The sequence below is a fragment of the Paenibacillus sp. CF095 genome, assembly GCF_900101225.1.
GTDB lineage: Bacteria > Bacillota > Bacilli > Paenibacillales > Paenibacillaceae > Paenibacillus.
This window is the reverse complement of the sequence record NZ_FMZN01000001.1, coordinates 171,459-184,038: the sequence shown is the minus strand read 5'-3', so window position 1 is coordinate 184,038 and position 12,580 is coordinate 171,459. Positions and strand designations below refer to the sequence as shown.

Genomic DNA, 12,580 nt, shown 5'->3' with positions numbered 1-12,580 from the left:
TATCAGGTTTAAACGGATTTAGTCAATACGTTTTGTAAAAAAATATTTGTGCATTTGATCATTTTATCTTTGCATCAATGTAACTAAAGAGGATTAAATTTGCATATATATAGCACTGAATCGTCAATACTAGCAAAGATATTTCTATAGCATTACTGTAATAGATCATCATTGTTACATAGTTAAAGAAACTTCTGGAACAATTATGAAAATAGAATTCGCCTATCTAAATGTAAATACAATTGTGCATTTGTAAAACAGAGATTGCTATTTGTCCCGTTCTATTATACATTTGACTTAGAGAAGAATATGGATGACTATTGATGATTAGAGGTGAAGCATTAGATGGCAAAGGAAAAAGTCACGATACAAGACATTGCTGATGCTTTGGGGATTTCCAGGAATACGGCTTCCAAAGCATTAAATGATAGCGGAAACATCCCGGATGAGACCCGAAATCGTGTAATTAAAAAAGCAATTGAACTCAAATATAAACAGTTTGCCTATATGGACAATGAACATGTTCTAACCAAGGCTCCAGGCAATATCGCCCTGTTAACTGAAAACCTGCCTAATACATCTCACTTTGGTTCGTTGTTAATCAGTGGTTTGGAGAAAAGAATCAGTGCGGAGGGATACAATCTCTCGATTCATATCGTGCGTGAAGACGATCAAGATACACTTACACTTCCTAACAATTTTGATATAGCCAAAGTAGACGGCATCATTTGCATCGAATTATTTGATCTGGAATATACACAGCTCATTACCGATCTGGGCATCCCCACCATCTTTATCGATTGCGCTTCCAACATATGTTATCCCGAATTCCATGCAGATTTGCTACTCATGGAGAATGAACATAGCATCTACCAGTTAACCAAAAAATTAATTGAGAGCGGCTACACAAGTATCGGATTCGTCGGGGATTACAATCACTGCAAGAGCTTTAATGAACGATGGGTTGGATATCAGCGTGCTATGCTGGAGGCGGGGTTGCAGGTCGACCTCTCCCATTGCATCGTAGATAATGATCGCCTGTGTTTCTCCAAGCCAGGATGGTTGAACCAGCGAGTGGCAGAGCTGACCTCCCTACCTTCCGCTTACGTATGCGCTAATGACTTTATAGCAGTTGATCTGATCAGGGCGTTAAAAGACAGAAATGTCGCTGTGCCACAGGATATTGTGATATGCGGATTCGATAATGCACCCCAATCTCGAATTATTGAGCCAGCATTAACAACGGTTCATATTTACAGCAATGAGATGGGCATTAAGGCTGCGGAGATGCTGTTATCCCGGATTAATAGCCCCACACAACCTTATCAGGTCTCCCACATTGTGACCAAACCCATCATCAGGGAGTCCACGCCAGCAATCATGGCCGATCATTCTCAGATGGTTCATAGTTCTGCAAAATAAAAAAACGTATGTCTCACGAGTAACAGCTCGTGAAGCATACGTTTTTTTGTGTTTTCGATTTGGTTGGATGAAAACTCTATCCTATCCATCGTGGCCTAGATAGAAATCATCTCGCGATTAGATCTCTTTCAAGATGCCTTTTACCAAACCAATAAAGGTTGTTTTCACTTGCGCAGCCACTTCAATAACTTCATCATGACTTAACGGCTGATCCAGAATACCACAGGCCATGTTGGTCAAGCAGGAAATGCCTAGTACCTTCATACCGCCATGGATGGCAACAATGGCTTCAGGTACTGTAGACATGCCCACTGCATCCGCACCCATCGTACGAATCATGCGGATCTCCGCTGGTGTCTCATATGCCGGGCCACTCCACCATGCATAGACACCTTGCTGCAGGCCAACATTTTGTTCTTCTGCAACCTTAAGGGCAATACTGCGCAGTTCGCGATTGTATACCTGTGATACGTCTGGGAAGCGCACACCCAGTTCAGCATTATTTGGTCCCATCAATGGGTTATTGCCTACCAGGTTAATATGATCTGTAATGAGCATCAGTTGACCTGGCTCAAAGCTTGTATTGATTGCTCCGCAGGCATTGGTGATAAGCAATTGCTCGACACCTAGCGCCTTCATAATGCGAACCGGGAATGTCACTTCGTCCAATGTAAAACCTTCATAATAATGTAGACGGCCTTTCATCGCTACAACCGTTTTGCCCATCAGTTCACCAATAACCAATTCATTGGCATGACCGATAGCCTCCGATTGCGCGAAATACGGAATATCTGTATACGGGATAACGGTCGCATTTTCAATCTCGTCCGCGAGCGCTCCCAGTCCCGAACCCAGAATCATGCCTACGGCTGGTTTGGTATGGATTCGGTTTAATATGTAATCTCTTGCTTCCTGAATATGTGCGGATTGATGCATAATGATATCCTCCTGATGATCTGAATTGAGTTAACAAAAACTGAGGTAATGAGGTGCTACTCATCAAGTGTAATGAACAATGGTCTTGATGTAAATGGAAGCTGTTCTATATACAATAAAAAAACGACCCTGTACTCCAGAATCGTTTAAAAACATGGACATACCCTAATCCAATGTATATTTGTTTCTACTTTTCATGTAATCGATTGTCATGATCAGCAACAGCATGAATGTAGCAAACATCAGCGGTTTGGCAAAAGTACCTTCTTCAAAGATATAATAACTAAATGCAAAATTTCCGGCAAAAGTAATTAAATAGTTTCGGATGTAATCCATCTTCTCATCTCATTTCAGGAAAGAATTTGGTTCGCCATTTCTTCAAGCCTATCACAAATTTCCATTTAATACCATATTTTTATCATCCACACAAATCAACGCCTCAATCATGCACTAGATTGCCCTACTGTACATTCTATATTAAGTACAGCAAAAAATCGGCCACATCGTGACCGATTCTCTCCACTTCCCTGATGTTCAGGACATAGGGTTAATGATACGCCAGAATGATTCCTTAGGCTGCAACTGCTGATCAAATACAAAGGGCCAGTTTTTGCGGCCACGTACTGGAAAATGGTCCAGCCATGTATAATTGTCCGCTACTCCCCAGAATGTCACAGAGGTAATGGATGATTTATACTCACGGAACAGATTGAAGATCTCTTCATATCGACGCTCCTGTAGCTCAGCCATCTCCGAAGTTGGTGCGGTGAGGTCCGTTCGACGATCCTCATGACGAAACACGGACATATCCAGCTCGGTAACATGCAACTGTACATCCAGTGAAGCATAACGCTCAATAGCCATTCGGATTTCTTCAATGGAAGGACCATGGATATTCCAGTGTCCCTGCATGCCGATTCCATGTACAGGTGCTCCCTTATCCAACAAAGAGCGCACCAGATTGTATATTTTCTCCCGTTTGACCGGATCCGTCTCATTGTAGTCATTATAGAAAAGAAGGGCATTGGGATCAGCTTCATGAGCCATGCTGAATGCTTGCTGCAAGTAGTCTTCTCCCACTAGCTCTAACCACTTCGTGTCCCGCATGAACAGGTCTGTCTTGTCTTCAACAGCTTCATTAACAACATCCCACGCGTATATTTGCCCCTTATACCGACCTACTACCGTATCGATATGTTGCTTCAAACGGGATAATAACAGTTCTCTGGAAGCAGGAGCACCTGATGTATCCTCGAAAACCCATTTCGATGTTTGATTATGCCAGACCAAAGTATGTCCGCGAACCGCAATTCCTTGGGCAACGGCAAAATCAACAATTTGATCCGCCGCCTCAAATGTATAACGATCCTCTTCCGGGTGAATTTCTTCGAATTTCATCTGATTTTCAGCCGTGATGCTATTGAAGTGTTTGGCAATAAATTCCCCTTCGGACTGCAACATTCTGGTATGTACAGCAGCACCTATTTTAAACGTATTAGCGTACGCAGCATGTAGTGATGGAATTTCTATTGGCATTTACAATTCCTCCCTGCCCATTTTTATTCATCATATCGTTTGTTGAATACGCTTACAATGAACAAATTATACTTCTTCCCCCTCATATTTAACTAATTATGATCCTGGGCCCTGTGCGCAAAACAAAAACACCTCCACGTTTGTTCCACTGCTCATCGCAACAGAACGATTTCTTGGAAGGTGTTATGTGATCGCGATGTTCCGTTTAATTCAACTCATATACGAAGAGGATATGACACGTTACAGCTTGTCCACCTGTAACAACGTCACCTGTTTCACGGTGCATGCCGGGTTAATTTGCTCCTCGGACAGAATGTTCAGCTTGATGAGGCTTTTCAGCTTATGGCTGTCTACCTTGGACAACAATCGCCAGATGTCCGGGTCTGGAAGAGAAGCATACAGCTTCTGATCATCGTATTCCTTCCGGTTCTGCAGCACTGTTTTCACGGTGTAACCACCAACCTGCGTCTCATAGACCCCTTGTTCTGCACAATACGCGACAATCTCATCTCGTAGTACAGACAACTGCTGCTCAATATCTTTTTGCTGCTGCTTCAGTTCAAAGTACGTTTGCACTTTCTGCTCCATATCGATCACGCTCCTCTACTATCATAGGTATGCGAGGATCGCTAGTTTAGGACTGGCTGTTTATTTTATTTGAAAAAAGTGGTCTTTTTATTACTTAATCGTATACTGTCGTCATTGTGTATCCCCGTATTACGATTACAGCAGATGTTCATTCAAATATGGATTATGGACAGCCATGCTGTGAACCCTTTCCATTACATCTGGCCCCATGGGTACATCCCCAACGCGTCTTAACAGAATCCAGCGCAGACAAGCTATCGCTTCAAAAACCTGCTCCTCTTCCAGCGTGTATGCATTACTTGCAGAATGTGCAAATTGAGAGCGATACATCTCACCGTAACTCTCACCATTATAGATCGTGATGAGAAACACCGACCATGCAATATCATACCTTGGATCACCGTATTGGCCGTTAGTCCAATCGATAATGGTGTAATCGCCTTCCATTTCAAGAATGTTTCCCAGATTATAATCACCATGAATCAAACAGTCCTGTCTGATCTGGACCTGCTGGATCAAGTTTGCCAGAAGATCATATATATCGTCATGTAACTCAATTTGAGGAAAAAAGTATTGAACAAAATCGTACCTGAATATGTATTCTTCATCTGCTCCAGTACCCACTTCATTCACCGGATAACGATGGACTTCCATTAATCGCCCAGCCAAATGTGTCAGTTTGGTTTGTGTTAATTGGGTAACCGGCTTTCCATCATAGCTCGTTAACAGCACTTGATTCCCTTGCTCGTTTAACCCCCAACCGTAGGATTTAGAAACACGAATCCCACTTTGATAAAGCTTGGACATTAATCGATATTGTTTGGCGATATCCGGTTTGGAATCCTTGTCCCAGACTTTCAATGCGTACCGCTGATCACCCATTTCGATTCTCATCACACTCGCTTCCAGTCCAGGTGGCAAAGGAATGATCTGATACTCCTGTTCCATCACCTCCTGGATACGCGCATCCAGTTCTATCCAATTAATCTGGCTAAGTTGAATCGTCATCGTTCTCCTCCTCCCATGTTATGACCGCCTCTCCCTGTTAGTCAGGTATAATCAGGCCTTTGCCAATGACATTAGCGGATACTGGCTGTTTGCCCAATTCTCTGGCCCATACCGACATCTGTCCCATATGGTGAATTTCATGGGCGATCACATGTCGCATAACTTCTCCCCATGAATCTGTAGCGACCTTGCCAGCTGAGCGATGATCAATGTAAGCTCTTTTTTCCATACGCAAATCCCATGCTGTAACAAATGCCTCTACATCAGGACGTAATTTGCGATCCAATCGTCTTACCGCCTCAAGATTCTGGTAGTTTGCAAAATCTTCCGCATCATCCGGTTTGCCCTGAAGCAATTGAAGCCAGCTCCACTCTACATCAATGATATGAAACAATGTTTGTAATATGTTGCCTACTCCGCCTGTACGAGGCCGAAGCAACTCTTCAAGCGGCACATCTTCACACCACACATACCATTGCTCACGCACCATCCAGTTATAACGAAAGAATGTTTCCATTAGTATATTCCCCTTTATCGATGTTTTTCAGAGAGATTTGATCAATTCTGTATTGGCAAAGGTATCCTCCGAATGTTCAAAATCACCATAAATTCTACTAATCTGATTAAATCCGGATTTAATCCAGAAGCGTAATGCAGGCCAATTTTTGAGTGCCACGTTGATTCGAATTTCCTTGTAACCAAGTTCGGAAAAGTGTAGAGTTAGCGCCTGAATTAATTCTTGTCCATATCCCTGCTTCTGGATCTCGCTCTGGATATATAGAAATTCGAGATAGATCGAATCCTCGGAGGGATACCCATGGTACACACTTAACAAACCAATATAGCGGTCATCCTCATTCGTGCGAATGGATTGAATTCGATAATTCTCCAGCCTGCCTCCCGGCGGAAGGTGGCCTTCTTCAAAACATTCTTTCACATAATTCCGATCATGCTCTTGTCCATCCCATTGATGCAAGTACCGACTGGTCTCATATATGGACTCAAGTTCAGGAATATCGGATTCTTTCACATTCGAGACAATAAGCCGGTCTGACTTCCATTCTACTGGAAGTTGTTTCATCGTAATCACTCCATCTTTACGTTCTAGTTAATTTCTTTTTTATATACAAGATTACATGAATCCCTGCATAAATAAACAGGGCATTGAACAAATATAGAAGTACATTTAAATAGATGCCAGATATAAACCAGATTGTTCCCTCTGAATTAGCATAATGATAATCCGTAAAGAATCGGATCGGGAAACCATACTCTGTTCGGAGCGGTCCATCTTCAGTATGTAAAGTTCCAGGAATACATAGGATGGCTAATACAGCAAGCCAGGCTGATAGATTCATTATTCTTTTGTTAATCGTCAATACCTCTCCTCCTCATTCATCCTTAACGGGATCTTTACCAAAATACGTCTCTTTCAACTTTTGATCCATAAAGTCTCTTAAGTCCTTTTGATCAAGTATATATTTCGAATCTCTATTAAATCTGCTTTTTGTGGATACAATAATTTGTTTCCGATTGTATTGAATTGTAATTTCAGCGTTATGCTTTAATCTCAAAGCAATTCCTGCACTAATGCTTCCTGTGACATCATCTACTGGTATTTTGGCCGATTCCGGGGCTGCATTCAGCCAGCCGACTATACGGCTAATGTCTTCTTTACTTAACGTAACATTGTCAATACTAGTGTGTGCTCCACCGTCGCCTGTCCTGGTGTACACGACTATGCTCATCTCTGTGCTTATCACTTGATTTCTCGAAATCGGCTTATTTGGATCAGGGTTACTCGTGAATAGAAAATACAGAAACATGATTGCCGCACCTATGAAAAACCAGAATCGCCTACGTTTTCCTAGCATTACAGCGCATTCTCCGTATCCACCACGTTGGCAAACAGTCTCAGTACCGTATTGTGATGTTCAATAATCTGCTCCGCTTGAAGTGTCTTTGAATTCCATGTGCTGTGCGCATCTTGAACCAGATTGACCGTGTATCCCAGACTGTACGCTCTTCGGCAAGTCGTGTCCACACATACCTCGGTCTGCATACCCGCGAGAATCAACTCCGTCACGCCATCTTCTTGCAATTTCAGATGCAGATTGGTTTCGTGAAACGAATCCGGTGTCTCTTTTTCGATAACAAGGTCACCAGATATAGGTGCAATAGACGGATGAATGGCCCACCCTGAAGTTCCTCGTTCCAGTGGACTGCCTGCTCCTTCACTGTGCTGGATATATATGATGAAATGCCCTGCTTCACGGGCCTTGGCCATTAACATCTGGATCTTCTGAAGTAACTGTTCTCCCTGATACACGGGATCTGCTTCATCAAACATCGCTACCTGTACGTCAATGATTAGAAGTGCACAATGCGTTGTCATCTTGCTTTCCTCCTGACGAATCAATATAATTTAACTCTTTCTTCTTCGCATCTTTAACAAAACTTCCAATCCCATATCAATAAGAACAAATAGAATAGCAGCAAGAACACCAAATAAGGTCAGAACTAACGTCTCTTTGAAATCCAAGATTGCTTCTCCTGCGCCCATGACCAGATAATAAATATACATGCCCAAAACTCCAGCACAGGCATAACTCAATATCCTCGTACTTAGATACAAAACATGATTAACGAATTGTATTTGGCTGAGCAGATAGTCTAGCAATATCGATAAAGGTAGCCCGATCAACAGGATCAAGGGAGTCGCGTATATCGGATAAATAAGAATGTAAAAATCAAAACTGTAGGATTCATTCATCGATATGAGACTTGCAGCCAAAGTAAAACAAATGATGGTTAGAACGGTTGTCATCAGCTTTCTTCCCATGTTCATCTCATCACTCCAATACATCTCTATTCATTGGATGTGCTCATGCGTCAGATTTTGCCGGTTGCCATCCGATTTCTTGAGACCAACGATGTGCTCTCTGTAAAATGCTCCACACCATTGGTCCTTTTCCTTCAACATATTTGGGACGCTCATCTTTATACAATGACATGAGTCTGTGCTTTTCTTCTGCATATTTCAAACAATCTTCTGGATGCTCCCTTAAATAGTCTCTAAACAGCAAGGTCATCTGCTCGGAGAAACTGCCTACCTGTCTAACGTGTATATGTATCCTTCTGCTTCCGGGTTCTTCACGAAAGTAACGTTTAGTCTTATCCGGATTTTCTGCTCTGAATACAAATCCGACTGTTTCGATCTCATGTTTGTAGTCCAACAAATTTTCATAATTAGAAACAGATATTTGTATATCTATTATGGGTTTGGCATCTATTCCAACAATTGAAGTGGACCCAACATGATCGATCCGCAGAGCCTTTTCTCCTAACGCTTCTCTTAATTTCGAACCCGTTTCGAGAAACAAATCACGCCATGCCGGATCATACTTTGCAATTCTCCATTGATCCTCCATACAACTCCTCCTTGGTTATTCAATCAAGCTATATAATTAAATAACACGTTATTTTAACCTTTTGTTACATGTAGATTATTTAGTGACGCCATATAGAGATCATGCAAAATCTTCATTGTTTATTCCAAGATCTATTTGTTTTCTGGATTCGATCATGTATTCGTATACATCATCAATTTCTGCTATGCCTGTAATATTCTCTTTTAGCAGATCGATAATTAAATTATAATCACTCTCTCTCATCCTTATATCTTCCATATAGTTATTGTTATAGTCGTTTATAAAATCTAATTTGTTGTTATAAAATCGAAATCTCTCCAAAACATATACTTCCTTAAGATTAACAAATAATGCTACAAAATCCTTAAGGTTTCTGGCCACTAAAGTTACTTGATTACCAAACGCCGTAGGTTGGATAAAGATAACCGGAGCTTCTTCCAAATCACTAATGGATCTGTTAAACGTGAAAAAAGCAAAATGGTCACCATCTGCCCCTGTTCTTCCAAATATGATGGCATCATCTGGCGTACAATAGTATCTATCATCATCATTGTTAAAACTAATATAAACCCCCATATAGTCATGAAGGGTCGCATCATGTTGTTTACATAAAAAAAGAGAAGGCCCCTTAGGCCCTCCCCTTAACTTCTTAATGATAATCACACTTGAAATTTGTAAACTCAGCCGAAGCATCTTGCCCGCTCGCGTATAAACCAATGAGTACGCCTGTAAAACCTCCTGCCACCTCCGAAGAAAGGTATCTCGTCTGTGCCGTGCCTAGCAGAATCTCTTCACCATCTGCTTGAAACAGGAAGCTGTAGCGTTCCTGGCTTGAGCGGATGACCAGGGTTGCATGCTGTTGATTTCCCAGATTCACTTCATGTTCTATCGATTTGACATCACCAATATTTAGACGCTCGATCACCTTATAACCGTCCTGCTGCCCACGAATAGCCACTTCATAATGATGATTCTCATCCATGTAGATCGTGATCCCAGCTTCTCCACTCGTCACACTGACATCGACTGAAATTGTGGCATTAAAGTCTTTTTGACGTAACCCAATGAACGTTGGGGATGCTGGAACGTCCAGCGTTACATCAGTTCCTGTTAGCGTAAGCTTGTCTGATTCAAGCTGATAGTGTTCTGTATTTGGATGACGAAGGTAACACCAGTCGAGGTTCCAGTCTGTATTTTCAAACGTATATTGCTTCTTGTCCTGCTGGATCACCGTGTCCGGGATACGATTAGTCTCAAAACTCGTCAGCGTTGTGCCTTCATGTCCGGCTGTAAACCAACCGTCTTCATCAAACGTAATCGGAGTCAGAAATACTTCTCGGCCCAGATGATGGTACGTAGCCCATCTGCCAATCTGACGGAATCCCAGGTGAAAGAGCCACCAGTTTCCCCGATCATCCTGAACCAGATCACCATGCCCCACACCCTGGAGCTCATAACCGCCCAGATTGCGATTGGTTAGAACCGGATTGTGCTCATAGGCTTCGAACGGACCTGAAGAAGAAGTGCCCCGAGCATACGTAACCATGTGACCATACTCCGTACCACCCTCAGCTGCAAGCAGGTAATAAAAACCGTTCATTTTATAGAGATGCGGGCTTTCCAGATATCTTCCACCTGTCCCATTCCATATCGACCGACTTGGGCTAAGTTTGCGGCCCGTTTCAATCTCAATCTCACACTGGACAATTCCGCCAACGCCTTCATCATCCACGCCATTACTCATAAACAAGGTCTTCCCATCTTCAAAATACAAATCGGGATCAATCCCGCCTTGATCCACATAAATAGGCTCAGACCATTCTCCGTAAATAGCGTCCGTCCAGACATAGAAATTCTGATGTGTCGTATCATTCGTTGTAACCATATAAAAACGCCCGTTATTATGCCTGATGGTTGGGGCAAATACACCCCCGGAGCTGTTCACCGTCTCGAGCTGAATCTGGCTTTTACGAGTCAGGCAGTGACCAATCTGCTTCCAATTCAGCAAATCCTTGCTCTCAAAGAGCGGTACGCCCGGAAAGTACTGAAAAGAACTACACACCATATAGTACGTATCGTTGACTTTGATTACACTAGGATCTGGATAGAAACCTTTAACAACAGGATTATTGTATTTCACTATACTCCACCTCTTATGCTAAAATTCATAAATATAAGAATTCAACTTTGTAACAACTAAAAAAATTAAACACCATTGGCTATAAACTTGCAATGAATCTGGATTGTATCTTGGAACTAATTTTACTGAATTAATATATATGTGATTTTAGAAGATTGAGGGTAGGGAGTTGTACAGATGATCAAAGCAAATGGGGAGCCCCAGTTCCTTCCTTTATATGAGGCGCTGGCAAGCGAAGTCAGATGGAGAATCATGGATATGATTGCAGATCGCGAAATGAATGTGAAGGATCTTGCGGCAGTATTAGAGCTTAGCCCCTCCATTGTCACGATGCATATTCGCAAACTGGAGGATGCGGGTCTAATTGGGAGTAGAAGAGTTCGGATCAACGGAGGGACGCACAAATTATGTTACCTCAAGCAAGATCAGATTGAGATCGAGCTGCCATCCGCAAGCCAAAGTTCACGAACCAGAGAACAGACGATAGCCGTGGGACACTACACTGCTTTTGATATCCACCCTACCTGTGGGCTAGGAACACTTGAGAAAGAAATCGGCGTATGGGATGATCCGCGTTACTTCCTTGATCCTGAGCGGGTACACGCCGCTATCCTGTGGTTTGGGAAGGGCTATGTTGAATATAAAACACCGAACTTTGTCCTTCCTGACCAGACAACCGATGCTATTGAAATTTCGATGGAACTGGCGTCTGAAGCTCCGGGATTGCGAGATCATTGGCCTTCGGATATTCGCTTCACCTTCAATGGCATTTCACTTGGAACGTGGACAAGCCCTGCCGACTTTGGCAGAGCAGCACGCGGCAAATATACGCCAGAATGGTGGCATCGCAATGTGAATCAGTATGGATTATTAAAGACCATTCGCATTGATGCCTCCGGTACCTATATGGATGGTGAGCGGATGTCAGACATTACTCTCGCGGATATTAAGCTTATCGAACCGTTCTGGACGCTACGCTTCACAGTTGACGAGGAAAGCCCCAACGTTGGGGGATTAACGATCTATGGTGCCGGTTTTGGTAATCATGATCAAGATATTGTTATTCGTGTATTAGGTTAACTTTCTCATCTAATCGGTTAACTCAATTTTGTCAAAAACATTATATTTCTCCAGATCTGAAGTGATCGCAAAGGGTAGGTAATGATATAATTCAGATCTGGTTGCCCACATGTACTCGCTATGTTCTTCTGAAAGATTCACTTGATGATCTTTGGTTCTGCACAGATACATTAGAAGAATGACCTGTCTATGCGGATCGGTAAAGAACGTATTGGCAAACAGTAATTCATCTATTTGAACTTTAATGCCAACTTCCTCTCTAATTTCACGGACCAAGGCCACTTCCAACTCTTCTCCAAAGTGAACTTTTCCCCCTACGGTTTCCCAACTTCCTGCGCCCACCTCATCCACTAATGAGCGCTTGACAAGCAACACTCTACCTTCATTCTCGATTAGTCCTTTAACGACATTCACCATTTTGTTTTCCAAGCGCTTAGTC

Annotated in this window: 17 protein-coding genes; 2 read left to right on the top strand and 15 right to left on the bottom strand. The window is 42.5% G+C overall.

The annotated features are described in order from the left end of the window. Positions 1-345: 345 nt before the first annotated feature. Complete coding sequence (locus tag BLS69_RS00860; RefSeq protein ID WP_091027865.1) at positions 346-1,422, top strand: LacI family DNA-binding transcriptional regulator; 1,077 nt, start codon at positions 346-348, stop codon at positions 1,420-1,422. Between the two features lie 117 nt (positions 1,423-1,539). On the opposite strand, the gene BLS69_RS00855 is transcribed toward BLS69_RS00860, so the two are convergent. The 14 genes from BLS69_RS00855 to BLS69_RS00795 form a co-directional block, all read right to left on the bottom strand. After that, a complete protein-coding gene (locus tag BLS69_RS00855) occupies positions 1,540-2,358 on the bottom strand; it encodes a purine-nucleoside phosphorylase (protein ID WP_036617166.1) in 819 nt (272 codons plus the stop codon). Positions 2,359-2,523: 165 nt separating this feature from the next. Beyond that, positions 2,524-2,694: a hypothetical protein gene (locus BLS69_RS32030; protein ID WP_165980249.1), complete on the bottom strand. Its 171-nt coding sequence runs from the start codon at positions 2,692-2,694 to the stop codon at positions 2,524-2,526. A gap of 198 nt (positions 2,695-2,892) precedes the next feature. Beyond that, positions 2,893-3,894, bottom strand: a complete 1,002-nt coding sequence (locus BLS69_RS00850; protein WP_091027863.1) for an endo-1,4-beta-xylanase — start codon at positions 3,892-3,894, stop codon at positions 2,893-2,895. A gap of 240 nt (positions 3,895-4,134) precedes the next feature. Further along, the gene (locus BLS69_RS00845; protein WP_081746078.1) at positions 4,135-4,482 is read right to left on the bottom strand and encodes a hypothetical protein; all 348 of its coding nucleotides are present in this window, start codon (positions 4,480-4,482) and stop codon (positions 4,135-4,137) included. A gap of 135 nt (positions 4,483-4,617) precedes the next feature. Beyond that, the gene (locus tag BLS69_RS00840; protein ID WP_091027860.1) at positions 4,618-5,490 is read right to left on the bottom strand and encodes an aminoglycoside phosphotransferase family protein; all 873 of its coding nucleotides are present in this window, start codon (positions 5,488-5,490) and stop codon (positions 4,618-4,620) included. Positions 5,491-5,527: 37 nt separating this feature from the next. Beyond that, the gene (locus BLS69_RS00835; RefSeq protein WP_091027858.1) at positions 5,528-6,007 is read right to left on the bottom strand and encodes a DinB family protein; all 480 of its coding nucleotides are present in this window, start codon (positions 6,005-6,007) and stop codon (positions 5,528-5,530) included. Between the two features lie 27 nt (positions 6,008-6,034). Further along, complete coding sequence (locus tag BLS69_RS00830; protein WP_091027855.1) at positions 6,035-6,571, bottom strand: GNAT family N-acetyltransferase; 537 nt, start codon at positions 6,569-6,571, stop codon at positions 6,035-6,037. Positions 6,572-6,587: 16 nt separating this feature from the next. Further along, the gene (locus BLS69_RS00825) at positions 6,588-6,869 is read right to left on the bottom strand and encodes a hypothetical protein (RefSeq protein ID WP_091027853.1); all 282 of its coding nucleotides are present in this window, start codon (positions 6,867-6,869) and stop codon (positions 6,588-6,590) included. Between the two features lie 12 nt (positions 6,870-6,881). Further along, positions 6,882-7,316, bottom strand: coding sequence for a hypothetical protein (locus tag BLS69_RS00820; protein ID WP_143023547.1), 435 nt, complete (start codon positions 7,314-7,316; stop codon positions 6,882-6,884). A gap of 47 nt (positions 7,317-7,363) precedes the next feature. Then, on the bottom strand, positions 7,364-7,885 hold the full coding sequence (locus tag BLS69_RS00815; RefSeq protein WP_091027850.1) for a cysteine hydrolase family protein: 522 nt from the start codon (positions 7,883-7,885) through the stop codon (positions 7,364-7,366). A gap of 30 nt (positions 7,886-7,915) precedes the next feature. Next, positions 7,916-8,338 (bottom strand): hypothetical protein, encoded by a 423-nt coding sequence (locus tag BLS69_RS00810; protein ID WP_091027847.1) that lies wholly within the window; start codon positions 8,336-8,338, stop codon positions 7,916-7,918. 37 nt (positions 8,339-8,375) lie between these two features. Then, the gene (locus BLS69_RS00805; RefSeq protein WP_091027846.1) at positions 8,376-8,921 is read right to left on the bottom strand and encodes a GrpB family protein; all 546 of its coding nucleotides are present in this window, start codon (positions 8,919-8,921) and stop codon (positions 8,376-8,378) included. 99 nt (positions 8,922-9,020) lie between these two features. Then, positions 9,021-9,614 carry a hypothetical protein gene (locus BLS69_RS00800; RefSeq protein WP_143023546.1) on the bottom strand — a complete coding sequence of 198 codons (594 nt, stop codon included), beginning with the start codon at positions 9,612-9,614 and terminating at the stop codon, positions 9,021-9,023. After that, positions 9,571-11,061, bottom strand: coding sequence for a glycoside hydrolase family 43 protein (locus BLS69_RS00795; protein WP_091027841.1), 1,491 nt, complete (start codon positions 11,059-11,061; stop codon positions 9,571-9,573). Before BLS69_RS00795 ends, BLS69_RS00800 begins: the two co-directional genes overlap by 44 nt. Before the next feature lie 177 nt (positions 11,062-11,238). On the opposite strand from BLS69_RS00795, the gene BLS69_RS00790 reads away from it, so the two are divergent. Continuing rightward, positions 11,239-12,141, top strand: a complete 903-nt coding sequence (locus BLS69_RS00790) for an ArsR/SmtB family transcription factor (protein ID WP_091027839.1) — start codon at positions 11,239-11,241, stop codon at positions 12,139-12,141. 9 nt (positions 12,142-12,150) lie between these two features. Here BLS69_RS00790 and BLS69_RS00785 read toward each other — a convergent pair whose 3' ends face one another. After that, complete coding sequence (locus tag BLS69_RS00785; RefSeq protein WP_256332194.1) at positions 12,151-12,570, bottom strand: NUDIX hydrolase; 420 nt, start codon at positions 12,568-12,570, stop codon at positions 12,151-12,153. Between the last annotated feature and the right edge of the window lie 10 nt (positions 12,571-12,580).

Excerpts from the sequence above, each read along its gene's own strand:
- BLS69_RS00860 (WP_091027865.1), top strand. The coding sequence starts at position 346 with ATGGCAAAGGAAAAAGTCACGATACAAGACATTGCTGATGCTTTGGGG.
- BLS69_RS00855 (WP_036617166.1), bottom strand. The coding sequence starts at position 2,358 with ATGCATCAATCCGCACATATTCAGGAAGCAAGAGATTACATATTAAAC.
- BLS69_RS32030 (WP_165980249.1), bottom strand. The coding sequence starts at position 2,694 with ATGGATTACATCCGAAACTATTTAATTACTTTTGCCGGAAATTTTGCA.
- BLS69_RS00850 (WP_091027863.1), bottom strand. The coding sequence starts at position 3,894 with ATGCCAATAGAAATTCCATCACTACATGCTGCGTACGCTAATACGTTT.
- BLS69_RS00845 (WP_081746078.1), bottom strand. The coding sequence starts at position 4,482 with ATGGAGCAGAAAGTGCAAACGTACTTTGAACTGAAGCAGCAGCAAAAA.
- BLS69_RS00840 (WP_091027860.1), bottom strand. The coding sequence starts at position 5,490 with ATGACGATTCAACTTAGCCAGATTAATTGGATAGAACTGGATGCGCGT.
- BLS69_RS00835 (WP_091027858.1), bottom strand. The coding sequence starts at position 6,007 with ATGGAAACATTCTTTCGTTATAACTGGATGGTGCGTGAGCAATGGTAT.
- BLS69_RS00830 (WP_091027855.1), bottom strand. The coding sequence starts at position 6,571 with ATGAAACAACTTCCAGTAGAATGGAAGTCAGACCGGCTTATTGTCTCG.
- BLS69_RS00820 (WP_143023547.1), bottom strand. The coding sequence starts at position 7,316 with ATGTTTCTGTATTTTCTATTCACGAGTAACCCTGATCCAAATAAGCCG.
- BLS69_RS00815 (WP_091027850.1), bottom strand. The coding sequence starts at position 7,885 with ATGACAACGCATTGTGCACTTCTAATCATTGACGTACAGGTAGCGATG.
- BLS69_RS00810 (WP_091027847.1), bottom strand. The coding sequence starts at position 8,338 with ATGAACATGGGAAGAAAGCTGATGACAACCGTTCTAACCATCATTTGT.
- BLS69_RS00805 (WP_091027846.1), bottom strand. The coding sequence starts at position 8,921 with ATGGAGGATCAATGGAGAATTGCAAAGTATGATCCGGCATGGCGTGAT.
- BLS69_RS00800 (WP_143023546.1), bottom strand. The coding sequence starts at position 9,614 with ATGCTTCGGCTGAGTTTACAAATTTCAAGTGTGATTATCATTAAGAAG.
- BLS69_RS00790 (WP_091027839.1), top strand. The coding sequence starts at position 11,239 with ATGATCAAAGCAAATGGGGAGCCCCAGTTCCTTCCTTTATATGAGGCG.